25 protein-coding genes and 1 other RNA gene are annotated in these 26213 nt (G+C 38.8%); 3 read left to right on the forward strand and 23 right to left on the reverse strand.

Translation table 11 applies throughout. The features are described from left to right. Nucleotides 1–9: 9 nt before the first annotated feature. From H9629_RS11685 to H9629_RS11780, 20 genes are all read right to left on the reverse strand, one after another. Nucleotides 10–264 (reverse strand): hypothetical protein, encoded by a 255-nt coding sequence (locus tag H9629_RS11685; RefSeq protein ID WP_114392422.1) that lies wholly within the window; start codon nucleotides 262–264, stop codon nucleotides 10–12. Nucleotides 265–309: 45 nt separating this feature from the next. Further along, nucleotides 310–480, reverse strand: a complete 171-nt coding sequence (locus H9629_RS11690) for a hypothetical protein (RefSeq protein WP_191731134.1) — start codon at nucleotides 478–480, stop codon at nucleotides 310–312. A gap of 27 nt (nucleotides 481–507) precedes the next feature. Next, nucleotides 508–2085 carry a hypothetical protein gene (locus H9629_RS11695; RefSeq protein WP_191731135.1) on the reverse strand — a complete coding sequence of 526 codons (1578 nt, stop codon included), beginning with the start codon at nucleotides 2083–2085 and terminating at the stop codon, nucleotides 508–510. Nucleotides 2086–2112: 27 nt separating this feature from the next. After that, nucleotides 2113–2427, reverse strand: a complete 315-nt coding sequence (locus H9629_RS11700) for a hypothetical protein (protein ID WP_191731136.1) — start codon at nucleotides 2425–2427, stop codon at nucleotides 2113–2115. A 12-nt stretch (nucleotides 2428–2439) separates the two neighbouring features. Continuing rightward, nucleotides 2440–3444, reverse strand: coding sequence for a hypothetical protein (locus tag H9629_RS11705; protein ID WP_191731137.1), 1005 nt, complete (start codon nucleotides 3442–3444; stop codon nucleotides 2440–2442). A gap of 58 nt (nucleotides 3445–3502) precedes the next feature. Further along, the gene (locus tag H9629_RS11710) at nucleotides 3503–4405 is read right to left on the reverse strand and encodes a helix-turn-helix transcriptional regulator (RefSeq protein ID WP_191731138.1); all 903 of its coding nucleotides are present in this window, start codon (nucleotides 4403–4405) and stop codon (nucleotides 3503–3505) included. A 108-nt stretch (nucleotides 4406–4513) separates the two neighbouring features. Next, the gene (locus tag H9629_RS11715) at nucleotides 4514–4693 is read right to left on the reverse strand and encodes a hypothetical protein (protein WP_191731139.1); all 180 of its coding nucleotides are present in this window, start codon (nucleotides 4691–4693) and stop codon (nucleotides 4514–4516) included. Nucleotides 4694–4986: 293 nt separating this feature from the next. After that, nucleotides 4987–6189 carry a GIY-YIG nuclease family protein gene (locus H9629_RS11720; RefSeq protein ID WP_127801797.1) on the reverse strand — a complete coding sequence of 401 codons (1203 nt, stop codon included), beginning with the start codon at nucleotides 6187–6189 and terminating at the stop codon, nucleotides 4987–4989. A gap of 13 nt (nucleotides 6190–6202) precedes the next feature. Further along, complete coding sequence (locus H9629_RS11725) at nucleotides 6203–6475, reverse strand: hypothetical protein (RefSeq protein ID WP_005027423.1); 273 nt, start codon at nucleotides 6473–6475, stop codon at nucleotides 6203–6205. 15 nt (nucleotides 6476–6490) lie between these two features. Beyond that, nucleotides 6491–8644, reverse strand: coding sequence for a DEAD/DEAH box helicase (locus tag H9629_RS11730; protein WP_191731140.1), 2154 nt, complete (start codon nucleotides 8642–8644; stop codon nucleotides 6491–6493). Then, the gene (locus H9629_RS11735; RefSeq protein ID WP_191731141.1) at nucleotides 8641–11409 is read right to left on the reverse strand and encodes a class I SAM-dependent DNA methyltransferase; all 2769 of its coding nucleotides are present in this window, start codon (nucleotides 11407–11409) and stop codon (nucleotides 8641–8643) included. The genes H9629_RS11730 and H9629_RS11735 overlap by 4 nt, the downstream gene beginning before the upstream one ends. Before the next feature lie 79 nt (nucleotides 11410–11488). Further along, the gene (locus H9629_RS11740) at nucleotides 11489–12496 is read right to left on the reverse strand and encodes an HNH endonuclease (RefSeq protein ID WP_191731142.1); all 1008 of its coding nucleotides are present in this window, start codon (nucleotides 12494–12496) and stop codon (nucleotides 11489–11491) included. After that, nucleotides 12489–13073 carry a class I SAM-dependent methyltransferase gene (locus H9629_RS11745; protein ID WP_191731143.1) on the reverse strand — a complete coding sequence of 195 codons (585 nt, stop codon included), beginning with the start codon at nucleotides 13071–13073 and terminating at the stop codon, nucleotides 12489–12491. The genes H9629_RS11740 and H9629_RS11745 overlap by 8 nt, the downstream gene beginning before the upstream one ends. Before the next feature lie 72 nt (nucleotides 13074–13145). Continuing rightward, nucleotides 13146–13376 (reverse strand): helix-turn-helix transcriptional regulator, encoded by a 231-nt coding sequence (locus tag H9629_RS11750; protein WP_005096077.1) that lies wholly within the window; start codon nucleotides 13374–13376, stop codon nucleotides 13146–13148. Between the two features lie 95 nt (nucleotides 13377–13471). Beyond that, entirely contained in the window at nucleotides 13472–14374 is a 903-nt protein-coding gene (locus H9629_RS11755) for a recombination directionality factor (protein ID WP_071850204.1), read from the reverse strand. A 177-nt stretch (nucleotides 14375–14551) separates the two neighbouring features. After that, a complete protein-coding gene (locus H9629_RS11760; protein WP_191731144.1) occupies nucleotides 14552–15616 on the reverse strand; it encodes a YqaJ viral recombinase family nuclease in 1065 nt (354 codons plus the stop codon). 150 nt (nucleotides 15617–15766) lie between these two features. Further along, nucleotides 15767–16801: a DUF932 domain-containing protein gene (locus H9629_RS11765; protein ID WP_191731145.1), complete on the reverse strand. Its 1035-nt coding sequence runs from the start codon at nucleotides 16799–16801 to the stop codon at nucleotides 15767–15769. 44 nt (nucleotides 16802–16845) lie between these two features. Continuing rightward, nucleotides 16846–17133: a hypothetical protein gene (locus H9629_RS11770; RefSeq protein ID WP_188199434.1), complete on the reverse strand. Its 288-nt coding sequence runs from the start codon at nucleotides 17131–17133 to the stop codon at nucleotides 16846–16848. A gap of 133 nt (nucleotides 17134–17266) precedes the next feature. Beyond that, the gene (locus tag H9629_RS11775; RefSeq protein ID WP_191731146.1) at nucleotides 17267–18214 is read right to left on the reverse strand and encodes a YagK/YfjJ domain-containing protein; all 948 of its coding nucleotides are present in this window, start codon (nucleotides 18212–18214) and stop codon (nucleotides 17267–17269) included. A 286-nt stretch (nucleotides 18215–18500) separates the two neighbouring features. Continuing rightward, nucleotides 18501–20102, reverse strand: a complete 1602-nt coding sequence (locus tag H9629_RS11780) for a hypothetical protein (RefSeq protein WP_191731147.1) — start codon at nucleotides 20100–20102, stop codon at nucleotides 18501–18503. A 139-nt stretch (nucleotides 20103–20241) separates the two neighbouring features. On the opposite strand from H9629_RS11780, the gene H9629_RS11785 reads away from it, so the two are divergent. Beyond that, nucleotides 20242–21225 carry a hypothetical protein gene (locus H9629_RS11785; protein WP_191731148.1) on the forward strand — a complete coding sequence of 328 codons (984 nt, stop codon included), beginning with the start codon at nucleotides 20242–20244 and terminating at the stop codon, nucleotides 21223–21225. Here H9629_RS11785 and H9629_RS11790 read toward each other — a convergent pair. Then, on the reverse strand, nucleotides 21219–22358 hold the full coding sequence (locus H9629_RS11790; protein ID WP_191731149.1) for a tyrosine-type recombinase/integrase: 1140 nt from the start codon (nucleotides 22356–22358) through the stop codon (nucleotides 21219–21221). The two genes, H9629_RS11785 and H9629_RS11790, sit on opposite strands and share 7 nt — an antisense overlap. A gap of 181 nt (nucleotides 22359–22539) precedes the next feature. After that, nucleotides 22540–22898, reverse strand: a transfer-messenger RNA (tmRNA) gene (gene ssrA / locus H9629_RS11795). A 130-nt stretch (nucleotides 22899–23028) separates the two neighbouring features. Here ssrA and glpK point away from each other — a divergent pair. Beyond that, a complete protein-coding gene (glpK, locus tag H9629_RS11800) occupies nucleotides 23029–24513 on the forward strand; it encodes a glycerol kinase GlpK (protein WP_191731150.1) in 1485 nt (494 codons plus the stop codon). A 79-nt stretch (nucleotides 24514–24592) separates the two neighbouring features. Here glpK and H9629_RS11805 read toward each other — a convergent pair whose 3' ends face one another. Next, nucleotides 24593–25090, reverse strand: coding sequence for a thioesterase family protein (locus H9629_RS11805; protein ID WP_004646146.1), 498 nt, complete (start codon nucleotides 25088–25090; stop codon nucleotides 24593–24595). 105 nt (nucleotides 25091–25195) lie between these two features. Between H9629_RS11805 and hemB the strand changes: the two genes are divergently transcribed. Next, nucleotides 25196–26209, forward strand: a complete 1014-nt coding sequence (gene hemB, locus H9629_RS11810; RefSeq protein WP_191731151.1) for a porphobilinogen synthase — start codon at nucleotides 25196–25198, stop codon at nucleotides 26207–26209. Nucleotides 26210–26213 lie beyond the last annotated feature (4 nt).

Raw genomic sequence — 26213 nt, forward strand, 5'->3', positions numbered from 1 at the left:
CAAACAAATTTAAATACTTTTAATATCTTCCATAGTTTCATAACCTCTATTTCTTAACTCTTTTCGAGCTGCTACCGCTTTAATAGGTGAACGCTGAGCTTCTGTAAGGCAAATTTTAGCTAGTTGACGATCACTGAGATCAGGCATTTCTTCCGCATATTGAGCAGATCTTTCTTTTGCTCCTTCATACTGAGTTTTAGCTTCTTTAGCTGCATATTCTCCTGCTACTTTTGCTACTTGTCCCACTTTATTCCAAAAACTCATTTTATACCCTCGCTTTTTTACACATTAAATTTGATAAAAATTACATTAATTTTTCTTGTCAAGAAAATGAATTCCCCACATTACAACTATTGCAAGCCACCCTAAAGGACCAAGAAACAATAAAATTATTGTAGCTACAATGCGTCCAACCGGATTACCAGATTTCCATAAAGCTGCAGCTTGACCAGCTGCCTTATCCCTATCTCTATTATTCATTAACCTACCCCCTCATTTACTTTTAAGTTAAAGTTCAAAAATCTTATTACCCATCATAAAGTCATCAAATTCATTTTCATTTTTAAATGGCAATTCATGTCCCAAATATTGGTATAACTCTTGATAAGCGATAACGATTTTATTTATTTCCACAGAATTCAAAGATGCTTTGATCTGAACAAAAGACTTATTAAAAATTTCTTTCCGTTCTTTATCTTCCTGCTCAATTAAACTATCTAGCTGAGCAACTTTTTCTTCAATAAGCGGCAATACTTCTTCACAAATCCGTTCAACTTCCTGACGACGGATTCGAGCAACATCTCGTGTGTAAAATACAGAACCCGTAATCTGTGCAGCTTTTTCAATTAAACGGAAAATTGTTACAGTTACTAAAGCTGAAACAAATGAAGTAATCACAACAGAAAATACTTCTGGAATACCAATGCTAATTAAATATTGATATAACCCCACAATGAAAGTAGTTACTGCTAAAGCAGCGATTGCTTTAGAAATATTCAAAATTGTTTGGAATAAGGATTTATTCTCACCTGTAATAAACAACCATATTTCATCGCAAACAACTTTGAAATACTTACCCCCTTTCTGAATCGCTTGGTAGATATTTTTATAAAAGCCTGAAATTAATCCAACCACATAATCAATTGCAGATTTTGATAGGTTTTTCAAAAGGCCTTCTTCAAATATTTCTTTAAATTTTTGCTTAGTGTCATTGATCACATTTTGAAATCGTGCAGAAAAATCTATATTCTGATCTTTCCATGCTTGGCGAATTTCAGCGACACAACGCCCAACCATATAGGCAATCGCTTGTTTTATACTAATATTAGTGTGTTGAATTACTTCATGAGTAACGAAATGACCCTTCTGATGAAGTTCTGATTCAGCAATCAAAAAATAATCTGCTAAGTTCTGTAAATTCTCTTTAGCTTTTTCTTCATCAGAAAAAGTTATAATCACACTCTCAGCCCAAGTTCCCTGTAAAGAAACTGAACGTCTAGAAATTTGTCCTGCTACTAGCTTTTCTAATACCGCTTGAGCAATTACATCGCCCAATTCTGCACGATCTAACCAATATGCTTTAGCTTTTTCAAAATCTTCTAAAGGTACAACCAATTTGTCAGTGTTTTCTAAATATCTCTCTGCTGCTAAATGAGTGAAGTTTTTTATAGATTTATATTGTGCCTTTTCACCATTTAGTATTTTACCTTTAGCAAATGCTACAACATCTGTCGCACTATCATTATAATTTTCTGCGCTTAAAATCGAGTCTGAAAGCTTTACACCTTGCTTTTTTAAGTTATAAAGATAATCAGCTGTTGCATACTTTTTGTCAGAGTTAGTAATAGCTTCATTTAAATTATTAATAAAAACATCCCGAACCTCAAACAAGTTTCCCTGTCTATTGGGATTTTGATTATGCTCACCTGATTTAGTTGTTAATATGCCTTGTAGCTCATCTCGATATTGTAAAGAAGCATCTAACAACTTTTCACTGCGTTGCTCCAAGGTCCAAGATAAATCTACATTTAGCTTTGTTGATATATCATCAACAAAGCTATGCAATACCTCTTCAAGATAAATCATAATCAAGTCCTGTAATAGCATTAAAGTCTAAAAGTCATCCGACGCATCTAACCCTGCAAACAGCTCCTCATTTAATTGTTTTTTACGTACTTCAAGGTCAGAAATTTGCTGTTTAAGATCTTGAATTTCTTGTGACTTTATACGATCAAATTCTACTGCTTTAAAATATATGGCATTTTGTCTATCATTAAAATCATCAAAAGATTCAAACATCTTTTTCTTAACAGAACTTTCCTCATCCCACTTTTCTTGGATTAAATCCTCAACTCTTTCAATACGCACTTCAATTTTAGAAATTTTATTTTCAATTTCTAGCAACTCTGCTGAAGCATCCTGACTCATGTCATTTCCCCCTTAAATACTATTTAAACGATCAACCAAGTCTTTAGCTTGGTCACGCACATCACGAATTGCCACATCCAAAGCACCATTTTCTTTAATTAATGGAGCTTTAACTAATGCAGAAATCCCCCCCATGCACAAAAAAGCATTTGCGAATATTGCTTTCTCTGCTTGAGTAAATGTTTGATAATCATCTTTATATTTACGTATTGTTTCTATCTCTGCGATTAACTCATCTGCAACTTCACTCAATTGCTCAATTAAACCTGCAATCGCATGAGCAGCATTGCCGATAGCACGTGTTGTTTTAGCTGCAATCATTTTTTCATTGTAAATTGCATGTGCTTTAGCTAAATTTCTTTTTGCATCATCCACAGCTGTTTCGGCACTTGCAGCTAACATTGCCCCTCCAACCGCTAAAATTGGACCAGCAACAACTCCCCCTAAAACAGCCATCCCTCCTGCCATCCCAAAACCACCAGCAGCCAAACTTCCACCACCTAACCACGCTAATGTGGCATTTGTTGCGGCTGCACCACTAAGTGTACTAATCGCTGTTCCAGTTGAAGCAGCAGCCAACATTTGTGTACCGCCATAGGCAGCTAAAGCTGTTAATGCCCCACTTGCTCCTGCGGCACCTACTCCGGACACTATTTCAGGTAATGAAACAGATAGTCTATCTAACTCTAATAACCTACTTTCTACATCAACACCTTGTAATTCAGATATTTGACTAATTTCAATATTTTTAATTCCCTCTAAAGCTTTCTTAAAAGGGATATAGCATTGCTCAATCACGGCAATACGTGTTGCCCCCAAAATAGTTAAGCGCTCATTAGTTCTCACTCTCATTTCTTCAAGAGTTTCATCAGCTTCATCTAATTTATTTTCAGCCTGACGAAAAATTCTTTTAGCTGTATCAAATCCAGCTTTAGCATCCGTTCCTTTTTTAACACCATAAGCCCCTGCTGCTGCTGCTCCAACACCGATTAATAACGGTACAAGTGGTAATACCATTTATATATTCCTCTTATTAAAGTTCTTTACACATTTTTTATATCTATATGTTTTAAAATCAATTAGTGCTTATATATTCCTTCAATCCCTTTTCCATCTCATTTTGTAATCTTCCTGGATTTACAATTTTAAGATGTGGAATCCAAAACCGGATTAGAGGCAACAGCTGCATATCATGATTAATTTTTGAGGAGACCAACAACCCACCATCCCCCAACTCTCTTACAATTTGCTGCTCGGGTAGTATTGATCTCTGTTTAAAATAAAAAGCAACCTGACTATCAATAGATAAAATGATTTCCTGTTTATCCTGTCCAAACCAGATGCTGTCATCATCTTCCACAAGTTTTACAATATTTTGATCTGGAATAAATTGAGGATATTCATGCGTAGCGTGCATAAGTTGAATATGTGAAATACGATAAGTCCGCAATTGATCTTTTCTAACTGCTGCTAAATACCAGCTACCATGATGATGAATCAAGCGATAAGGTTGAACCAGTCGAGGTTCTCCTTTATATATAAAACCAATTTGTCGCTGCTCTTGAATTGCTTTTCCAAGAACTTTGAATAGTTCTTTAAACTGACTAGCATCTTCAAAAGAATAACCCTTAGCACTATAAATCTGATGTGCTCGACTATCTAAAAGCTCACGCAGAAAAGACATATCCAATGAGGGATACAAATGACTAATTCCTGAGAGCTGTGCAAAATTACGGATATCCTTTGGAGCAATTTTTCCCAAATAATTTGAATCTAGGTAAAATCTTTTACTTTCATTATCCTGTAACAAAGGCAAATAAGTGTTAAGGCGATCAAAATCTCTCGAAATAGTACGTGTACTCACCCCAAACTCAAATGCCAGTTCTTTTATACTTAACTGATACCCCATATTTAACTTTGTTAAAATATTTGCTAGTCGGTCAGCTAAACGCTCATGAATAGAATCATCACGTTGCATAAATTTTCTCTAATTATTTAAAACATATACCAAACTTTTAAAGTTTTGATATGCTTGAAATATAACACATTAATAATACAAAAAATCACACCAAATCACATAAAAAAATTATTCAAGTTTAGTTGCCATATTATTTATTTTTTCTAAATAACGTTCTAGGTGTAACATTGCTGAATAAACCTTTTTTAATTCATCCCACTTTATCTTTCCAAGGATTAACGCTCTAAAAATACGCTTCAATGCTTTCATCTTTTGCTTAATAGTAAATGGATTAGGGCATATTTTCATGTGAGCTTCCTTTCAATATTTGCTTTTAATTTTGCTTGACTGCGGTAACTAATCAATTGAAAGACGAAGATAAGATATGAAAATGACAGGAGATGTCATAAAGTTTAAAAATTATTTAATTCTTTGAATATCTACTTTTCTTATTTGATTTTTTTTGCTGAGATGGTGACAGTTTAACTAAGTACTTAAACATCTAAATTATGTTTATTTTTTAAAAAATGATTTACCCCAATTTACCCATTAAATAAAAGAGACCATGGCAAATGCCATGGTCTCTTTTATTGTATTTTAAATCACTGATTACCCACTAGCTTAGATTGCTCTGGATCATAAATGACGTTTTCAATCGTTCCATTTTTGATATGTTCGATCACCTCATTGATTACATCAATTGGAACTAAGAACCATTCTTTAGGTTGAACGGGAATACCAAATCTATCGTCAATACTGATATCTAGCTGAGCAGCCTGGAAAACTTTATGTATAAGCTTTTCTAGCTTATGAGGCACTACATTTTCAGGCAATCCATAGGCAGCAACAAGCTCCACATCCGCAAGTAAATAAGTTGCATCATTCTTAGCATCAGTAATTCGCTTATTCACTTTCCCCGTAGTCACGCCAATTTTATGAATAATATCTTTGTGTTTCTTAATAAAGGGATTGTCTGACAAACTACGTAAAATATAGATTGTGCCACTTTTTATCTCAAGTTCATTTGAGTGATCATTAGACTTAAATGAAGAAAATAGAGGCCCTACATTGTTTGCAACTAAAATTCGACGACTTGCTTTATCGTTATTTAATGCCTTTTTAAGAGAACGCATCAATAAATCACTTTCCGTTCCATTGGAATAAATCACCCTTAGACGAGCATCATTTTCACCATTCGGAGCTTTAAAATATTCGCCTATTTCAGATACATATACTATTTGACCATCTAGAATGAACCAATCATGCAATTCAATACTAGCATCTTTTCCAAAAGGCTTAGTGATTCGAAGTCCTAACTCAAGCTCCTTAGCTATTTGCTCAAATAGTTCTTTAAATATTTCAAAGTCTTCACACACTTTTCTTGTAGCGGTTAATTCATTAGCTTCACGTTCTTTTTGCGTTCTTACATTCTGTAAGACAAAAATATTTTCTTCATCTTCCAGTTCAATCCCTAGTTCAGCAAGCAAATCATCATCTTCTAAACTAGCTAAATCGGCCTCTTCATTATCAGAGTCAGATAATAAATTAAGATGATCAAAAGCTGCTAAAAGCTTCTTTGCTTCATCCGATTGCTTTAGCTGACCTAATCTCACAGCGTAGATACGTTCAAAAATATCTGTATCAATAGAGTTTGATGGAACTCTTTTATGCTCTTCATAGAAATGAATGATTTCTTCAAAGCCAGAGATTAAACGTTCTTCTTTAGCTGTATAGGTCACTGATTTAACTGGTGCTAGATCAATTCCCAACTCTGACAATAACTCGTCATCAGAAAAATCAGCCATAAATTTACCTTGTTTAACCTAAGAGATTGAATTTATCTAAAAATAAAACAACAGATTTCATATCAGAATTCTGTTTGATTTTATCTAATCGAGATGCACATAATTTTTCAAAAATATCTGCATCAGCATGATGTGATGGAACTCGCTGATGAGTTTCAAAGAAGTGATTAATTTCTTCAAATCCAGAAATCACACGTTCCTGTAAAGGTGTTAAGATCTTTGAGGATTTTAACTCAAGTTGAATTTCGAGTTCATCTAGAATTTGATCATCTGTCAGTCTTTCCATCACTCATTTTCCTGATTAAGAACTAGCTTTTGCTTTTTCTTGTGCCTTGAATCGAGCAAAGGCTGCAACACCTTCAGCCATACGTTTTTCCCATGCATCTTGAGAGTTGATATCAGGCAAACGACCTCGCTCTTTTTTAAACTTCACAGCTCGGATTGCTAATTCTTTCGCTTCTTCAGGGCTAAAATTGATACGCTTAGCTGAAATATGTGCTTGAACTTGTCTTAAGATCGCTTCATCCATAGCCTTAGAAAGTACTGCATACGCTGATTCGAATGGATTGATGTGATCAATCAAATCAATATCCAAATCACGTACATTCATAAAGCGTTTTACACCCTGAATAAACGCCATGTTTGATTCAGGTTTATCGTCTGGATTTCCAGTTCCACTAGGACCAGCCGTTGTGCCTCCGAGCGTTTGTTGAGCTTGTTCAAGCTCTTTTTTCGCTTGCTGAATCAAGTTAAATGCTGCAATGGCATGTTGACGTACAGCTTCTTGATCTTCAGGCTCTAACTCCGGATATTTTTCCTGAACAATTTTGCCCAGTGCTAACTGCGTTAATTCTTCAGGTACGATATTTTCTTGGTCAAAGAGGCCACGTTCAATAGCAGATTTATTTTGAACAAAAGCCGTAATGATTTCGTTCAAATCTTCCTTACAAATACGATTGGCTTCTTCAGATTCTGGTTTTTTTAAGCCATTAATCTCGACATGGACTTGTCCTGTCTTACCATTAATACCAACATTCGTTTTGCCTTTTTGATAGCCATCTTCACCATAATCAAAGCCATCTAAGGCACCCTGATCTTTAGGCGTAAATTCAAAGCGAGGGGCTAATACTTGCTCCATCAACAAACTGGCAGCAATGGCTTTCAGCATATCATTGACTGCTTCCACAACCAGCTTTTCAGAAGCATCTGGTTCAGCAATTAAATTGGTAAATTTAGCACGGTGTTTACCTTCAGCATCTCGAGTAGCACGACCAATAATTTGTACAATCTCAGTTAAACTACTACGGTAACCAATCGTTAAGGCATGCTCACACCAAATCCAGTCAAAGCCCTCTTTCGCCATACCTAATGCAATGATGATATCGACATGATCACGGTTAAATCGTTGTTTTGGATCTTTCAGTGCTGAAAGTACTTTAGAGCGTTTTGCTGCATCACTATCATCAACAAGGTCAGCAACTTTTAAAATGCGCTTATTACCCATCTCTGTTGTGATTTCGATTAAATGGAAACCTGTTTCGTCATCTACCCCTTTCCAAGTCCCCATTGCATCCATGATATGTTCAACTTCAAGATGTTTACCAATTTGAGTACTTTCACGGGAATTTACATTTGGAATATGAATAATGGTCTTAAGCGAAGGATCTAAGACTTTCATCACAGCATCAGTATATTTCCCTGTATAGAAAAAATATCCGATATCTAATGCTTTTAAATAGGTATAGCCATTAAGCTGTTCGTAATAAGTATAAGTCACAGTCTCGAACTTATTTTCATCGGTTGGTGATAAAACTGCTTCAGAATCCCCACGGAAGTATGAACCTGTCATTGCGACAATGTGTGCTTTGTCTCGTTCCATAAACTGACTAAGTTGTGCGCCTAGTTTATTATCTGGATTACTACTCACATGGTGGAATTCATCAATCGCAATCAGCCGATTATCAAATGCTTCTACACCAAGCTCTTCAACAGCAAAGCGGAAGGTTGCATGTGTACACACTAATACTTTGTCTTCACCCGCTAAGAATTCACCGACTGCTTTTACTTTAGACTTTGCAACTTTTTCATCATCAGCATTGGGTGCATTACATAGATTCCAATGCGGTTGTACTTTCCAATCTGCCCAGAAGCCATGCTTAGTTAATTCCTCATCTGCAAAGCTACTGCCAATAGAGCGTTCAGGCACCACAATTAGTGCTTGCTGAATCCCTTGATTGGCTAATTTATCCAAAGCAACAAACATCAATGCACGTGATTTACCTGACGCTGGTGGTGATTTAATTAGTAGGTATTGTTCACCACGTTTATCATAGGCGCGCTCCTGCATTGGACGCATACCTAGTTCATTGGCTTTATTTGAGGCTCCTGTACAAGCTGTTTTGATGGAAACAGCAGGGACAGTTCGTTGGTTGGTTGGATTTTCTGAAGTTGTCATGCTTTTTTCTTCCCAGCTTGTTTTGAAGTCATTTCTGTATACATTGAAAATAGTTTTTCTAAGCGTTCTGTGTCATTTTTAAAGCGACGGCCTATATAGATACGCTCTAGTACCGCATCATTTTCTTCATGTGCTTGGCGTAGGTTCTCTGGCATTTTTTCTGGATCATAAAGATCCGCAATTGTTGCAGGGAAATGCGCTTCACGAGCTAATAGAATATTTTCAGCACACCGAGTTAAATCAGCTTTATTTTTTTCGGTGAGTTTTGGTATAGGAAAAGTATTCCAACCAAGTGTATTAGAGTAGGAAAACCGCATCTCTAATCTAGAACACACTGTTCCTATCCAAATCTGATGGACTTTAGAAACTAATAAGGCAAAATTCCATAATGGAGCATCATATAATGCAAAGGCTTTATTATGTACAATATAATCATTACCTTTTAAATCAACTGGTAAAAATTCTCTATTTTCTGAACTCACAATCGGAACTATGAGGAGGTTCTCTTTTGCCTCATATTGATCCCTGAACCTATACGGTAATTCAACTAATTTTTGAGCTTGCTTATCTTTAGTCTTTTCTAATCTGACTAATTTTACTTGATTGATTCTACTCGCAATTAAATCTATTGTTAAAGCTGCACTCAAATTCTCATCAGTAATCCAAATACATTTACGAGGACTCCCGTTAATTAACTCTTTAGAACCAACTAATGGACGTAAAAAACTTTTAATCGAATCATTTTTGTTAGCTATTTCATTAGCTTCTTGATTGGTCAGCATGAGTGCATTTGCATAATAAGGGTGATTGCCAAATTGCATTGGAGCTCTATCATCTGGTACAAATGACTTGGGTTGCACAAAAATATTTGGCCCTGCTACAAGATAGCCATTAATGAAATCCACCTCTCTGATAATAAGCTCATCATTACCATCCAAATCATAAATTCTATTTCGTTTGCTATTTTTCTTACTTGTTAACCCAATTATTGATACAGTAACCCCAGCATTATGACTTGCTAAATTTGCCCATTTAAAAGATGTATAACAAAAATCTATTTTTACGTTATCTTGTAATATAAACGACCAGAGAGCGGATACTTGTATTCCTTGGCAAATTGAATTTGTTGTCACAAATGCTGAACTAGCTTCTACATGATTTAAATAGTCTCGAGCTTTCATAAACCAGCCAGATACATAATCTAGAGAAAGAATATCCTTAACTCTCCCTTTCGATACCTTGTCTAAATCTTGTTTCTGCTCATCAGTTTGGTATTTTCGTCCAATGTATGGAGGATTACCGCAAATATAAGTTTCAGTTGCCTCAGAATCAAAATTAAATTCAGGTTGATCTAATGGTGTAGAAAAAAGATCATCACCCACAACTTTAATATTATTGTTCTCTGGTGAGCAAATTCCTAACCAATCAACTCTCAAAGCATTATCACAAATAATCCAGTTGTCTTTAGAAAGTGGCAATACTGTTTGTAAAGCTTCAATCTGACCACAGTACTGAACATTCGACTGATACTCAGCAATCACCAATGCTAAACGAGCAATCTCAGCTGGAAAGCTATTGATCTCAATACCACGGAAATTCGTTAATGGAATATCAGTCGCACGTCCACCTTCATTGCGAAGCTCATTAATTTGAGCCTCAATTTTACGTAGCTCTTTATACGCAATAACAAGGAAATTTCCCGAGCCACATGCAGGGTCAAAAACACGAATACGTGCAATACGTTTACGTAAATTGAGCAGTTTTAAAGGACTTTCCTTTGATGCTTCTAATTGTTCATTTAAATCATCTAAAAATAAAGGATTTAAAACCTTTAAGATGTTTGGCACACTGGTGTAATGCATGCCCAAAGAACCACGCTCGTCATCATTGGTAACAGCCTGAATCATTGAACCAAAAATATCGGGATTAATCTTTTGCCAATTCAACTCACCAGCATGTAGTAAATAAGTACGGGCAATCTTCGAAAATTTAGGAACCTCAGTACTACCAGAGAATAAACCGCCATTTACATACGGGAATTTTTTCGCCCATACAGGTAATTTAGTAGTATCACGCGCTGAATGATCTACATTCATTGCATGAAACAGAGTGCTGATGACTTCATGGGTATTACTTGAATCACGCTCTGACATTTGCTCAATTGTTTGCGTGAAGATACCACCTGGCTGAAATATTTCTGTATCTTCTGCAAAGAAACAAAAAATTAAACGTGCCATGAAATGATTCATGTCTTGGCGACGTTCTTCAGTTGCCCAATCGGGATTCTCTTTTAAAAGCTCAATATAAAGCTTATTTAATCGGCCTGTTGCACGTACATCAATCGGGTTATCTTTAATCTCTCGAATAGTAGCAATACCAGCCAGAGGTAAGAAAAAACCAAAATGTTCTGCAAAAGCATGGAATGCTGAACTAATAGTCTCACCAGAGATCAGGTCTTCAGCTTGTAAATTCAAACCATCAGTAGCAAGAATGAACTTGGCTTTTGCTTTCTCTGTTGCCTTACTTTCTCGTAAACTCTTGAAGACTTCAGATACTTTGTCTTGGTCGCATACGGCAATATGAATATGGTTACGCTGCAATACACCATTTTGAATATCTGATGAGTTGCTTTGACCTGCTCGAAGTTTTTTTATTGTTGTTTCTTTATTACCAAATGCTCTTAAAAAATCAAAAGCAAACTCTTGAGCATCAAAAGGTTTTGCTGCGAGCTCGGATACGGCTGCTTCAATTTCAACTGCGTTCATGATAATACAATTTAAATAAATTCAATATGAGATGCAGTCTATCAACCATCAGCAATAAAAAAAATCACACCTTGATAAATTATCCATTCCACATTAAATAATTGTTCGCTTTGCCCTGCTCATAAGCCCATTCCGCCACCTTATGCGACCTCTCTTTATCCGTCAAAAAACCTAGTACAGATATCTGATCCACAATAATCAAATTATGTTCTTCATTCCGTTCTTGCCACTTATGCAGGAACTCATTTGATGCAAGCAAATTACTTTTCTTAGAATTACAACTTGAATCTGCTAACACAAAGTTATGCCCTGTATCAGATGGGTATATTGACCAAGGAATAAAATGATCGACTGCATAATTGCCTTTTTTCATTACCTTATTACAGTAGAAGCATTTACATTCTTGCAATTCGACCAAGATATTTGCCACAGCATTCAATTGATTTCGAGTTGGCTCAAACATAAACTGTTCAAGGTTTGGGAGTTTATTTAAGATGGGTGCATTACTACTGTTTTTTCGAATGTAATCAATCCATCGCTTTTGACATAGCTCTTCAATAATCTCGCTAAACTGGCGTAAACAAAACATGGCTTGGGGTAGTAAAGTCAGCTGTTGCTTAGATTGCTCAAATTGATATAAAAACTCGAAATTTTGCCCATTGATGTTTTGCAGATAACGTACCGGCATCTCTTTTACGGTACGAGCCACATCTTTAACCAACTTGGACCAAACAACGGAATTTCGCCTCAATAATCCAAGAGATGAATAAATCTGTCTTAGCTCAATAATTTGATTGACGATTGCTGCTTGCTTACCATTATTTTGATTTAAGATCAGTTGCCCTTCGTCATTGAAAGTATATGGCACAGCCTGTTTCCAATACAACTCAATAAACTTTTCAGCAATCTCTGTATATTCAAGTGCTAGGCCTTCTCCTGAATCTTGTCCCTTTTCGATAGCTAATCGACTGAGACTAATCAGTAGCGCAAATTTATAAGTACTGCTAAAACTACCTGACTGTAGAATAAGCTGAACATTTTTAAGAAACTTAAGCTGTTCTTGTGCCGTGGGAATGGAACTAATCATTTTTCTTCCAAAGCAGGTTTAACCACTGCTCTTCTCGCTCAGGTCTTTTATCAACCATGATCCACTGATGAATCAAACTGACATGAGAAAATTTTTCGAGTAACTCTTCCGCTTGGCATTCATTCAAATCGGTAAACTCTCGACCACCTTTCTCTCGGTCTGAATCCCCATATTTAAATGACATATAGATCACGCCACCTGGCTTTAATGCTCGAAGCAACCTTTGCAGTACTTCAGCTAATCGATGACGCTGACAGTGCAATAATGAGGCACATGCCCAAATCCCATCATAAACAGCCACTTCACTCAGCTCATAAAAGCTTTGATACTTGACTTGAATGCCCGTCAGCTCCGTTGCCTTTTTAACAAGTTCTTCTGAATAGTCTATTGCATCGACCTGATAGCCTTTGTTTTTAAAAGCCAGAGTATCTCGTCCTGAGCCACAACCGACGTCAAGAATCCGAGCACCTTCGGGCAACTCAGCTAAAAATGGCTGATATAGGCTTTCCATATCAACTTCAAACGTTGAAGCTGTGAATTCTTCTGCATGTTTATTGTAGTAGTCTATTGTTTTCATTGCGGACACTTAGGCTAAAAGACATTTTCAGTCTACAAGAAAATAAAAAAATAAGGGAGCTAAGAGCATCCCTTATTCTCGACTCGCCAACTTACTTTCAATCCATTGATGGATCTCATAAGCTGACCAGCCGATACGATTTTGAGTAATTTTAACTTTCTTTGGAAAAGTTGGATCATAGTAGGGGGAGTCCTCATCCATCATCTCGTAGATGGTAGAACGCCCCACACCGACAAATTCTACGACCTGCTTAATGCTGATGAGTTGATTCATTTGAAATGTTTGACCGATAAACGCATTCATGAGGCTAGCTCCTAATCATTGATGCGAGCGGCTATTCGCTCAAATAATAGAGCTGGTCTGTAAAATTTAACGTTAGCTATCTTCTCTCCTCTCGCTTAATTCACAGCTCTTACACTTTGCTGTAACCCCTGCTGAATATCCTGTACAAACTCTTCAGGCGAAGCTTGTTGCTCCACCGCCCGGTTCTGTTCTTGTTCAGGATAGTATTCTTCCAGCACATCTAAGCCTTCCTCTATATCCGTTTCAAACCGTGCATTGGCAAAACCTCGTCTGGCAATATGATCTACAGCTTCTTGATAGAATCCGGCCTGCTTACTCTGTTCATCAATCTGCTTAGCTTGGGTAATCGCATCATTCAGACTAATGCCCTCCCGTAAAGTCAGATCCACGTAATACACCGGCTGACGATAGCTTTGTGTGGTGCTTTTGCCTCTTAAAGTCAGTTGCAAAGGCAAGCAAGATAATAAGCCTCCTGAAGCTGCATGGTAATAACTCAATCGTGCTGCCAAAGTCCGAATACTGTTAAAGCCGGTGGTTCTAAAGATGAAGGTGCCAAATTCATCCGAATCATCCAAATTCACATGTAAACGACCATAGGGCTTACAGTTGCCGCCTTGTGCCAGAGGACATAAATCAGGTGATGGGCATGGATGTTGCTCTACCCCTTGATTGGTTAAACGCTGGCAGGTTTCTCCATTGCCGACACAGACTGGCCGTCCAGTCTGGCGGTCAAATAAGCTGTATTCTGCACGTAGGTTTAAGTCAGGATCATTGAAGATCATTCTGACAGGAATTGAGCGTAGCTTTTGATTGGGAGTATTGGCTCGAAGCTGTTCATCCAGTGGATGTTTTACCCAGCCACTCTCCTTGCTTTGGATCTGGGAAGTAATGGTGAACTGATCATCTTTTTCAGGTAGGCGTTTTCCATTCTTTTCTACTACCCGACCAATACTAATACGCCCTAGAGCTGGTGGTGTAATCGCTAAACCTTTAATCATTCTATTTTCCTCAATTTGATTTTTTTACAGATCATCCAGCTTTATGTAGATCACCTGATTCAATAAATATGTATATAGCTCGCTACAAAAGCCGCGACCGTATTGCCCTCTATTCCTAGCGAATGGAGGGCGGAGAACGTTTTTTGTGCATCGCTATTTGAATGGGCTGAAACAGACTTAGTCGGTATAGATGTTGAATCGACGACTGCCTTGCTTCTGAAGTGGATAAAGCTCAATGAGTTCAGGCTGATGCTGAAGCAATGCTTTGGTATTCAGACTGATTGAGTCCTTGGCTTTCTTCCACACCACAGAACCATGAGCAAAGGTGGCTCGTTCAGCATCTTTCATCAGCATTTGGATGTGATGCTTCAGCTGGTCAAAGCGTTCCTGCTTGTGCTGAATCTCTTCCTTCATTTTGATGAGCTGATCGAACATCAAGTTGGCATTTTCATTTTGCGAGAGATCTTCAACGCTTAGTGGGATATGCGCTGGATAGAGTTGCTGAATCGCTTTGGCTGCGGATTCACTGGCATCTACAGATGGCGGAGTATCCGTTTCCACACATTCCCAGAAATAACCCTCTGCCTTAATAATGTGTTGAATCACTGATTCAGAACGGCTGACTTTAAAGATCTTGGTTTCATGCCCACAGATCAGGACACAGACATGCGCTGCCTGTTTACCTGTGACTGCAAGTTGATGCTGCACCTGACAGAGTACGTATAAAGGCACACCATCTCTCCAGAGTTTAGCGCCATGTTCTCCGGCTGTTTTACACTCCAGGATCTGCACGTCATCACTCCCCACCACCGCATAATCCAGATTTGCCAACATAAAGGCTTTGTCTGGATCGGGATGCTGAAGCACGGCATTCACTCGTCTCACTTTATTATTAGTGTGCAGACTGTAGTACTCAGCCACCAATGGCTCTAGCTGTTTGCCCCAATACAGCGGTGCAACGCCTGAGCTGTCATCATCAACATTCTGCTGAGTTCGACCAGTCTTGATCATCCACAGTTCCAACATCGACATATAGGGATTCAACCCACATGCGGTTGCGGCATCACTACTGCCAATACCTTGCTTACGTACTTCCAGCCATTCCTGGTAATCCATGTTTTTAGTATTGGCTAAACGCTTGGCTGTCGTTGTTCGTTTAGCGACTGTATTTGATTGATTGCTCTCATTCGGAATTGGAAAATGAGTTCGTTGAGGGATATTTATCGGTGCAATCTGATTCATGCTTTAATCCTTATAAATAGTGAGGTCTGTAAAAATTTTCGGCATAAAAAAAGCCACATCTGGAGATGTGGCAAAAGGGGGGTTTCACTGGAGAAGAATCATCTGCATGACCCTTGACCATTATTGTAATAGCACTGGCTTAAATGAAACTTAAACCACTAAGCCAAGCGCCTGTTCTAGTCCACGCTGCTTTAACGCAGCACCTGCACCAAACCAAGCAGAGTCCAGACGATGATCGGTACTCATGGCACGACGTTCATGATCGGCAAACTCTGTAATACTGCACAGTAAACCGTAGGCGGTATCTTTGGCTGAGCTGAGTTCTGCACCACGTCCTTGCCCATTAAACATGTCCATGACTTTAGTCATGGCGCGTCCATTCGGTTCAGGCTTTTCTTTGGCTGGATTTGCAGTGGCGATATTGCGATAGAACTGAATGATGTTCTCCTCCTGATCGGCAACACTCATGCTGGTATTGTTGAACACTGCATCAAAATAGGCAGCTGCTTCTCCTTGAGTGACTTTACGTTGAGTCAGCTGTTTCATCTCATACATATGCTCATCCCAGGCACGGACTGAGATACCCAATTGCTGCTTAACTTTGTCAGCATCAAACTTGGTACTGTGTGGCACTTTCACCACACCCGTACTGCTATTCTGTCCACGTAAGGCAATCGCTAAGGTGTTATTGCATACCACCCGAATATTGGTGAATTGTGCTGTAGTCGCAAGTGTACCGTCGCAGGCAGTTGCCAATAAGATATAGCCATTACTGACATCCTTGCCCTTGAGTGCTGTGCTTTGTCCGGTACGTGCTAAAGCCCAGAACTTTTTACCACCCTTGAGTACACCTGCGGTTTCCAGTTCAAAACCGGATTGCTCGGTCAGATCCCGATAGAACTCCAGAATTTCCATCGGCTGAACTTCCTGATAACGCTGACTGACCACAGACAAGGGTGCATGAGTATCAGAACGATACAGTACCCGCTGTTCTTCATACGGCATGATGATGCTTTGCCCACGTTCATTCTGTGCCATGTAGCTGACATTCGAGGATTCGATGCGCCAATCCATACCTGCTTGCTGGGCCCAGATTTCAATCGGCTGATTCTGTGTCAGTTGATTACCCAGGCCATGCCAAGGGGTATCACCGATATAGGCCATTTGTTCAAGTTGATGTGCCATAATTTTATTCCTTTTTAAAATAATGTTAAAAATTGGATCTGTTCTTAATTCAGATATTGAATGGGGAACTTTTGGTAGCAGTTATGACAGAAGCACAAACTTTGCTTTGGAGATGTATTTTGCTCTGTAAATGAATTAAACAAACCACCGAGTACAGTTCCTGCAATTCCTCCAACGATGGGAGGCAAGTTCAAAGACTTCGCAACGGTTGTGCCTAAAGCACCTAATGCTGCGGGTGATGCAAGATTTGATAATGTTGAATTTACTTGTTGTATGTTTGCTTCAACAATCATGATGTCAGTTGAATGACAAAAGGGGCAATTCAAGCTCATGACTCGACTCCTAAATTGAGGGCATAAAAAAGCCTGCACGATGGCAGGCTTGATATTAATTTTTCATGTGTACTCAAAAGAGCTTCATGATTCTCATTAGGATGTTATATATTTGAATTTTTTTAGAATATGATCAATAGCTTATCTCTTTAAGACCCCTACGCCACCCTACATTAAATTGACCTATACCGAATGTCTTCATCTGAGGAGATGTTTTGACACGCATGTGCTGACCTTTCTTATCGGGATTTGCCAAGTACATGGCTGTACGAATTGCATTATCAACTTCTAATTGTTGATCACGATGAATCATACCTATACCTAGTAATCCATTCCTTTCAAATTTCTCTTTATGCTCTTTTAGATTGCAATTGTAATACGTTCCTTGATCCATAGTAATTTGCTGCCAACATTGACCAACCAACATCGCTAATGCGGAATCCTGCTGATGTTCATTTCCATCATAAATAAGTAAAAGGTGGCAGTGATAACCTTTAGTACTACCCTGTTCTAAAGCCCATGCATATCCTTGCAGGTCCGCAAAGCAACCATCTTGATTAGCTATACGATTACGTAAAATAGCCAATGCCATAGAAAAGTCTTCAATATCCCAATTTTCCTGATGAGCTTGTAAGATACTCAGGTCTACTCTTACAAAGAGTAATCTTGAATAATGATTTAAGAGCTTCGCCACATAACCCTGTAGCTTTATAGCATTGCATTCCTCTCGACGTTGGAACTCCACTCTCTCATATAAAGCAGTTTTCATTTCATACTGAATCATGCTTTGAATATAAAAAATATGATGTTGTTCAAACTTTAAGATCTCTTCATACGAGCTTAATTCTAATTTTTCTAAGGTATAGTCTACTAGTATCAAGACTCTCTTCATTACTCTTATTACATGAGAGTAAGTAAAGCCTTCGCGATAGACTAGCTTAAATAAGCTAACAGCTTCCAACAGCTCATGTTTAAATTCTTCATCATCACTTAAGTAGTGTTCTAGATAGACACTCTCTAAAAAGTTTTCGATTGAAATTAATGATGCTGATTCATTGATTAATTGAAGATTTTGGAACATTTGGATTCTCACTTGGAACATAAGGTTCATATGTAAGTGAGAGTTGTATTTTTTTACCGATCCCGATTCATATCACTCAATCAACGTCATCCAGCTCATATATTGAAAAAGCATATACTACATAAAGCTTTGCCTTTATTGGCTAACTTCCAACCAATACCACTATATATATTCTTAATATAATAATATATTTTACCGGCTAAGTGATGGCGTTTAAAACCCACATAAAGCCTGAAATTGAGTTGAGTGTACCAACCATATTATGCAACTTCAGGTTAAGCTAAAGTTATGCCTCATCCTCACATGCAATCTCTTCAAAACCATCCAATGTTTTACAACATTCGGGCAATAGCCCCATCATCTTTAAATCCTCAATTGAAGGGATAAATTCTCTGCATTTTAAATTTTTATCTGGCTCATCAAGATCAATCTGTGTAAATAAATTTGCTCTCAGATTCTTTGAAGGCTGAAAAATACATAAAGTTTGTGGATCGCTATGAGGAACAATTGTAAAAGGTCTAAAATTTTCGGCCATGTGAAGAGCCCGACTAAAAATAAAAATCTTATTCTTAACAAACATAGCTACAAAAATTTCGATAAATTTTTGTAGCTGGTAAGTCATAAAAGAGGATTCGGCTTTCTGCTGATTCCGCACATCAACTAGCGAATTAATGAATGATTTTAACCTTGAAGCATTTCCAGCATTCCAAGAAATAAACCCGTCTTTTGATTTCTTCATTGCCTCGACATTACCAAAATTCTGAATACTCCATTGCTCAAAGATTGCTTGAATCCGAGCCATAATTGCCATGTTTGAGTTCATGTTACTGTTTCGTGCACGTATAGCTTTGTATTCAAAATAATATGAAAAGCCTTCAAAACCCTTATGGCTAGCCATTATTTCTAATGCCAAATCAATCAATTGACTAAGCAAATATTGATCCGCTTGATCATAGTGCTGGTAAGCATCTTTCTTATTGATGTTACTGACATTATTAGAAAGATTATACAGCTGTGATCGAATCTGTTCGTCTATGTATTCTGATATACCTATTACATCCTTTCTTTCGATCATAGGGAGCAGATAAGTATAGTTTGCTATGAAATATTTGATATATAGATAATTGTTGTAGATTTCAAAAGTATGCTGTTTTTTGCAATTTAGGATATAAAAATAACCATAGTTCCTTTTTTCCAACCACAACTCATGCGAAAGATTTAAGAAAAATATTGGATGTGTGCCAATTAAAAATCGGTTATTAGCGATTCCACCCAACCTATGACGAATGATTCCATATTTTTTTAAGCTTTCGATACACCTAAAAATACTTGGCTTAGACAAGCCTGTCTTATCCTTGAGTCTGGTTATTCCACAATTTTCAACCACACCGAATTCATTAGTATTTCTAATTAGACACAATAATACCAATGCATCTTTAAAATCCAATTTATCTTGTAAGCTCGTCTTATTAGCTTGCGTATGGCTGATATAAAAATCATTTAAACGCTCTTTGAGGATATAAAAAAATAGCTCATTAGGTTTATAGCGAGATCGGTTGTACCATTCATCTACTGCGTACCTCCTTCTAGTACTCACCTGCCAATAACGCCTAAACAGCTCCTCATTAAATCTGAGAAAATTTTGACTATCTACACATTCAATTGGCGCAATAAGAATTTGATAACTCACTAACTCCTTTAGAGCAACTGCAACTCTTCTCTCATACAACCCCAATCTAATAGCAAGGATTTTATTCGAAACCTCAAATGGAGTTCCTGCATAAGCTTCTAAAATTTTATATAGCACCCAACGACTGTACGGTTTCACAGTTGTTGGCAAAAAATCATGTACCAACAAAAATAAGACGTCAGAATTTTTATCATCCATAAGTCGTTTTATATCCATTTCTAGCTTCAATTAGCTTACTCAAAAAAACCGTTATGTGCAAAATGAAACTATTGAAATTATATTAACGTTTATTTAACATTAATTTAAACGTTAATGTGATTTAAATGAGGCTACTCTTATGGCTAGACCAAAAGAATCTTTAAAAAAATGGTTAGAAACAGATCAAGACTTAAAAGAAAAATGGATTAAAAGCAAATACAGCCATTTTTTAAACCACAATAACCCTACCAACACAAATCGACTTGTACCTACACTTTCAGCAGTACTATCAACACATGAAACATTGATCATTCCTATTTCTGAGTATGAAAAGTTACGACAAGGCTTTAGAGTTTTTAAATTCCAACAAGCACATAACAATGAGAATAAGATACAATTACGCGTAAGCAAAAAAACAAAAACAGAGTTAGAACGCCTGAGAAAAAAATTAGGAGTGGGAAGCTTGTCTCAAACCGTCAGCAGAATAACTGATAGCTTCGATACAAATTTACTCAAGCAAAAGGAACAAATTGAACAGCTAAAGACGACAGTTCAAGAATCAACAAACTATATAGCTTACCTAAAGAATAAGTATAATAGTGACCAAAACGAGCTTAAAAAAACTTACGAAACACTAGTGGATTTTCTATTAGACGAATGCGTATCAATCATTTCTGAAAATTCATCTAATGAAGCTCATAGTACAGATACTTCGGGCAAGCTGACAAAAGATATCCGTAAGCAGCTTAATGCAAAATTAAAACTTAAGCTTCAAGAGATCAACGCACTAAAAAATGATTCTAAGATTACACAAATACAAAATCACACAACATTGCCATTAAACTTAGTGCAAGAGCCCCTTTCTGAAAATCTACCTAAAACATCAAGCTTCACCCGCTACCATATGCAAGAGCAAGAGCAAGAGCAAGAGCAAGAGCAAGAGCAAGAGCAAGAGCAAGAGATAGTAGCTAAAAATGAATCATCTACTCAAATTTCTCAGAGACAAAACTCTGGTTTACCCTCTAAGTTGCTAGATGCAACAAAGCTGCTTTTATCCCATAAATCTAGTGCTGGAAAGGTCCATCCCTTCCCCCACAATGATGAGAAAGATGATTATCAATGATCCAACCAAAATTTCACTTTCTCCGCATACCACTCCATGATCTTCACACGTTCATCCCAGTACTGTGCTCGGTTATAAGCCGAACGAATTCTATTCTGAGGTACATGGGCAAGTTGGCGTTCAATAGCATCAGGATTAAATAAATTGGACTCGTTTGCGACAGTACTGAATAGAGATCTAAAACCATGTGTGGTCATTCGTCCCGTATAGCCTGAACGTTTGATCACAGCCAAAATAGACTCACTACGCATTGATTCTTTGTTATTTAAACGATGTGGAAATAACAGTTCCTGATTATGAGTAAGCCTCAAAGCCTTTAGCTCAGCAATCATCATGTCCGTCAACGGTACACGATGCGGAAGACGGTTCTTCATACGCTCTTCAGGGATATCCCACTTACGCCCTTCCAGATCAAATTCTTCCCAGCATGCTTGTAGCAGCTCACTAACCCGAACACCTGTCAGCATAATCAGAATAATCGCATGATGTGTCTGAGCATCACTTGGGTATGCTCTTATCTTTCTTAAAAATTCAGGCATTTCAGAGGCAGTAAGCGAAGCCAGGTTTTTGACTCTTTTATTCTTGAGAGCATAAACCAGATCACCTGCCGGATTATCATAACGATAGCCATGCGCAATTGCATATTTCATGACCATACCGCAACGAGATAAAGTACGTTTTGCAATTTCAAGCGAGCCTCTTGCCTCAATCTTCTTAATAATTTGCAAAATCTCCGGAGCCTGAATCTGATTAATACGCTTATTAGCAAGAGCAATATAAAGCTCATCCAATGAAGCTCGTACATTACTAATATGTTTGGATGACCAGGTTTCTTTTTGATTATTGAACCAATCTTCTGCAACTTCTTTGAAATAGGGCTTTAAGTCTTCATGCAATACTGAACGTGAGTATCGATGCTTAAGCTCGTATGCAAGTTCCCTTGCCTTTTTTAAACTTAAATCCGGATACGGGCCAAGCGATTCAGACTTACGTTCACCATGGACAGTGACGCGCACATTCCAATATTTTTGACCTTTGGTGGTAATGATTAGAGATAAACCATGTGAATCTGAAAGACGATACTGTTTGTCTTTCGGCTGTGCTTTTCTGCATTCAGTATCTGTAAGTGGCATGTCGATTACCCATAATTGATGTATTAATTTCTGGGTAAATTTTCCCAATATTTACCCACAAAGAGCAAATATGGGGTCAAATGAGATCAGACAATATCGGACAAACAGGCATAAAAAAAGCCTCTAAACGTTGATTTTAAAGGCTTTTTTATATTCCGACGGATTACTTCGGAAAGAATTTTGGTGGAGGTGGCGGGAGTTGAACCCGCGTCCGCCAGCATTACGCTCGAGAATACTACATGCTTAGATATCGTCTATTGTTTTAACTCTTTGTGACCCGACGAACAGGATACAAATCGCGATCCTCTTAATTTAGTACAAAGCCCCGAGGCTTGGCTTTATACGGACTTGTGTGCGTGCGCTTCAGTCGGACTCTCTAACCACAAGTATTCGGAGAGGCGGACAAGCTGCCCTTAGGCAGCTAGAGCGTATGATTCGTCGTTTGCGACTAAAAAATGCAAATTTGATTTACGAGAGAAAATGCGCTCTCGGCATGCATCTATGAGTTTCATCACCAGCGTCGAAGCCAGAAACACCCCCAAAGTACAAGGCAATCATAGCATAAATGTCAAAAATTACGATGCCTTTTCTGAACATTTACACAACTTGATGCGCTTAATTACATTATTGCGCTAATATTTTACTTTTCAAGCCGAATAACAGAAAAATTATGAGCTATTTACTGGCCCTGGACCAGGGAACCACTTCAAGCCGGGCCATTATTTTTAATGAACACGGGCAAGTTCAAGCCACAGCGCAGCATGAAACACAGATCCACACCCCTCACTCCGGTTGGATAGAACAGGATGCCCAAGAAATCTGGAGCTCACAGATTGCTGTGGTACAGCAAGCTTTAGCCACTGCAGGTATTCTGGCAAAAGACATTCAGGCCATTGGCCTGACTAACCAGCGCGAAACGACTGTAGTCTGGGATCGTCGAAATGGCAAACCGCTCGCCCCGGCAATCGTCTGGCAGGATCGTCGTACTTCTGACTGGTGTAACCGGCTGATTGATCAAGGCTTGATGTCCAAAATTCAGCAAAAAACAGGCTTACGGATTGACCCTTATTTTAGTGCGGGAAAATTGGTCTGGTTTTTAGAGCATGTCGAGGGAGTACGGGCACTCGCTGAACAAGGCCATGTGGCATTTGGTACGATCGATAGCTGGCTGATCTGGAATCTGACCCAAGGCGCAGAGCACGTCATTGAAGCCAGTAACGCTTCACGTACCATGTTAATGAATCTGCAGCAACAATCGTGGGATGAAGAGCTACTCGAGCTGTTTAATATCCCGGCTTCGGTCTTACCGAAAATTATCTCTTCTGATAGTTATGTCGCTGACACTGCTTCTGGCTTACTTGGGGCCAATATTCCCATTACCGGAATTTTGGGGGATCAGCAGTCTGCACTTTTTGGCCAGTCCTGTTTTGAGGTGGGCAGCGCTAAAAACACCTATGGTACTGGCTGCTTTATGCTATTCAATACCGGGCATAATATTCAGCTCAGCCAGAACAAGCTGCTTTCTACTCTTGCCTGGCAAGCCCAAGGCCAAACTACCTATGCGCTGGAAGGCAGCGTATTTATGGCTGGTGCTGTAGTGCAATGGTTACGCGATGGCCTCGGAATTATTCAAAAAAGCAGTGATGTGGAAAAACTGGCACACCAGGTCGAGCATAGTGACGGCGTGGTTCTGGTTCCGGCATTTACCGGTCTGGGCGCGCCGCATTGGGATAGTGAAGCACGTGCCTTACTCTGTGGCATGTCACGCGGTACGACCAAAGCGCATATCGCTCGTGCAGCATTAGAATCAATCGCCTTTCAGGTATCGGATGTGCTCAGTGCGATGCAATCTGATATTGCACATCCACTTAAAGAACTGCGGGTTGATGGTGGTGCCAGCAGCAATGACATGCTGATGCAATTTCAGGCCGATATTCTGAATGTACCGGTACTGCGTCCGAAAATGCTGGAAGCTACTGCTTGGGGTGCGGCCGCCATGGCCGGATTAAAAGCTGGCGTATTTTCAAACCTGGATGAAATTTCCCAGTCCTGGCAGCTGGACCGTGCTTTTGAACCCAAAATGCAAAATGACGAAAGAGAAATGCATTTAGCCAAATGGAAAAATGCCTTGAAACGGGCTAAATCTAATCTCTAAATCCTCTAGGTTCATATTTAATCATCATAAAAAAGCACTGTTAAACAGTGCTTTTTAACTTCCTCAGTTCCCGATTTCATTAATAGGCATAAGAAGCAATCGCTGTTGCAATTGCCTTATCTTCATCATTGACCATGGTCATGCGCATGGTGCAGCCCTTACGCCCCAAACGTAAGGTTTCTGCACGTGCAATAAAATATTTGCCACGTCCAGGCGCCAGATAATCCACCCGCATATCGACCGTCGCCAGACGCGACACTTTTTTAATGGTATCTGCAATCGTTTCCGGTTCAGCTTTTTTATACAGTTCGCCCATGGCCACAATACCACCGACGCTATCCAGTACAGTTGCAGCCAGACCGCCATGCAGAATCTGGAAAGCCACATTACCAATCATGAAATCCTGCATTTCTACATAGGCCTCAATCTGGCCCTCGACCACCCGCATGGTCATGCCGTTATGCTTAAAAAAAGGAGAGCTATTAAAAGCATGTACCAGCTGGTTCAGGACTACATCAATATCCACTTTCGAGCCTAGATGTATATTACCCGTCCAGTTTCTCTCTGTCTTACTCATCACTCTGCCCGAATCCACCACAATAAAAAACCGCTAATTTATGCCCAAAAATTTGAGTTAGGGCTACAATAGAGGCCTAGTTTAATACTGATTACTGAGATTTTTATGACTTATACGTTCAATCGTCCCGCGTTTCCTGCAACTCGCATGCGTCGTATTCGTAAAAATGAACATTTACGTTCGATGGTTCGTGAAACCCATCTTGCGGCAGATCATCTCATTTATCCAGTATTTGTCCTGCCAGGACAAAACCAGACCCAAGATATTCCAAGTATGCTGAATATCCAGCGTCTATCAGCAGACTTGCTGTTAAAAAAATCAGAACGTCTGCTGGAACTCGGTGTCAATAAACTGGCGCTATTTCCGGTCACCCCACAAGAAGATAAAAGCCTGACTGCAGAAGCCGCATGGCGTGAAGATGGTCTGGTGCAAAACACCTTACGTTTATTGAAAAAAGAACTGCCAGAAATGGTGTTGATTACTGACGGCGCATTAGACCCGTATACCACGCATGGACAGGATGGCATTATTGATGAGAACGGTTATGTCTTAAATGATGAAACGGTCGAGTGCCTGATTAAACAGGGCTTGAGCCATGCCGAAGCCGGTGCAGATGTGTTTGCTCCAAGTGACATGATGGATGGCCGGATCGGTGCGATTCGTCAGGCCTTTGAGCAAAATGGTCATATCTATACTTCGATCATGGCCTATTCAGCCAAATATGCATCAAGCTTCTATGGCCCGTTCCGTGATGCAGTCGGTTCTGCCAGCAATTTAAAAGGCGGCAATAAATACAATTACCAGATGGATGTCGGTAACCGTGCTGAAGCCTTGCATGAAATTGCGCTGGATATTCAGGAAGGTGCAGACATGGTGATTGTCAAACCAGGCATGCCTTATCTGGATATCGTCCGCGAAGTCAAAGACACTTTTGGCGTACCAACCTTTGTCTATCAGGTCAGTGGCGAATACGCGATGCTGGCTGCGGCAATTCAAAATGGCTGGTTATCTGATAGTGTCATTTTAGAATCATTGATGAGCTGTCGTCGTGCCGGTGCAGATGGTATCTGGACCTATTTTGCTGAAGAAGCTGCGCTTAAACTGAAAGACATGAAGTAAAAGG

The sequence above is a fragment of the Acinetobacter pecorum genome (assembly GCF_014837015.1).
Lineage (GTDB): Bacteria > Pseudomonadota > Gammaproteobacteria > Pseudomonadales > Moraxellaceae > Acinetobacter > Acinetobacter pecorum.

Coding starts and splice junctions, on each gene's coding strand:
- H9629_RS11685 (WP_114392422.1), bottom strand. CDS start 264: ATGAGTTTTTGGAATAAAGTGGGACAAGTAGCAAAAGTAGCAGGAGAA.
- H9629_RS11690 (WP_191731134.1), bottom strand. CDS start 480: ATGAATAATAGAGATAGGGATAAGGCAGCTGGTCAAGCTGCAGCTTTA.
- H9629_RS11695 (WP_191731135.1), bottom strand. CDS start 2,085: ATGATTTATCTTGAAGAGGTATTGCATAGCTTTGTTGATGATATATCA.
- H9629_RS11700 (WP_191731136.1), bottom strand. CDS start 2,427: ATGAGTCAGGATGCTTCAGCAGAGTTGCTAGAAATTGAAAATAAAATT.
- H9629_RS11705 (WP_191731137.1), bottom strand. CDS start 3,444: ATGGTATTACCACTTGTACCGTTATTAATCGGTGTTGGAGCAGCAGCA.
- H9629_RS11710 (WP_191731138.1), bottom strand. CDS start 4,405: ATGCAACGTGATGATTCTATTCATGAGCGTTTAGCTGACCGACTAGCA.
- H9629_RS11715 (WP_191731139.1), bottom strand. CDS start 4,693: ATGAAAATATGCCCTAATCCATTTACTATTAAGCAAAAGATGAAAGCA.
- H9629_RS11720 (WP_127801797.1), bottom strand. CDS start 6,189: ATGGCTGATTTTTCTGATGACGAGTTATTGTCAGAGTTGGGAATTGAT.
- H9629_RS11725 (WP_005027423.1), bottom strand. CDS start 6,475: ATGGAAAGACTGACAGATGATCAAATTCTAGATGAACTCGAAATTCAA.
- H9629_RS11730 (WP_191731140.1), bottom strand. CDS start 8,644: ATGACAACTTCAGAAAATCCAACCAACCAACGAACTGTCCCTGCTGTT.
- H9629_RS11735 (WP_191731141.1), bottom strand. CDS start 11,409: ATGAACGCAGTTGAAATTGAAGCAGCCGTATCCGAGCTCGCAGCAAAA.
- H9629_RS11740 (WP_191731142.1), bottom strand. CDS start 12,496: ATGATTAGTTCCATTCCCACGGCACAAGAACAGCTTAAGTTTCTTAAA.
- H9629_RS11745 (WP_191731143.1), bottom strand. CDS start 13,073: ATGAAAACAATAGACTACTACAATAAACATGCAGAAGAATTCACAGCT.
- H9629_RS11750 (WP_005096077.1), bottom strand. CDS start 13,376: ATGAATGCGTTTATCGGTCAAACATTTCAAATGAATCAACTCATCAGC.
- H9629_RS11755 (WP_071850204.1), bottom strand. CDS start 14,374: ATGATTAAAGGTTTAGCGATTACACCACCAGCTCTAGGGCGTATTAGT.
- H9629_RS11760 (WP_191731144.1), bottom strand. CDS start 15,616: ATGAATCAGATTGCACCGATAAATATCCCTCAACGAACTCATTTTCCA.
- H9629_RS11765 (WP_191731145.1), bottom strand. CDS start 16,801: ATGGCACATCAACTTGAACAAATGGCCTATATCGGTGATACCCCTTGG.
- H9629_RS11770 (WP_188199434.1), bottom strand. CDS start 17,133: ATGAGCTTGAATTGCCCCTTTTGTCATTCAACTGACATCATGATTGTT.
- H9629_RS11775 (WP_191731146.1), bottom strand. CDS start 18,214: ATGTTCCAAAATCTTCAATTAATCAATGAATCAGCATCATTAATTTCA.
- H9629_RS11780 (WP_191731147.1), bottom strand. CDS start 20,102: ATGGATGATAAAAATTCTGACGTCTTATTTTTGTTGGTACATGATTTT.
- H9629_RS11785 (WP_191731148.1), top strand. CDS start 20,242: ATGGCTAGACCAAAAGAATCTTTAAAAAAATGGTTAGAAACAGATCAA.
- H9629_RS11790 (WP_191731149.1), bottom strand. CDS start 22,358: ATGCCACTTACAGATACTGAATGCAGAAAAGCACAGCCGAAAGACAAA.
- glpK (WP_191731150.1), top strand. CDS start 23,029: ATGAGCTATTTACTGGCCCTGGACCAGGGAACCACTTCAAGCCGGGCC.
- H9629_RS11805 (WP_004646146.1), bottom strand. CDS start 25,090: ATGAGTAAGACAGAGAGAAACTGGACGGGTAATATACATCTAGGCTCG.
- hemB (WP_191731151.1), top strand. CDS start 25,196: ATGACTTATACGTTCAATCGTCCCGCGTTTCCTGCAACTCGCATGCGT.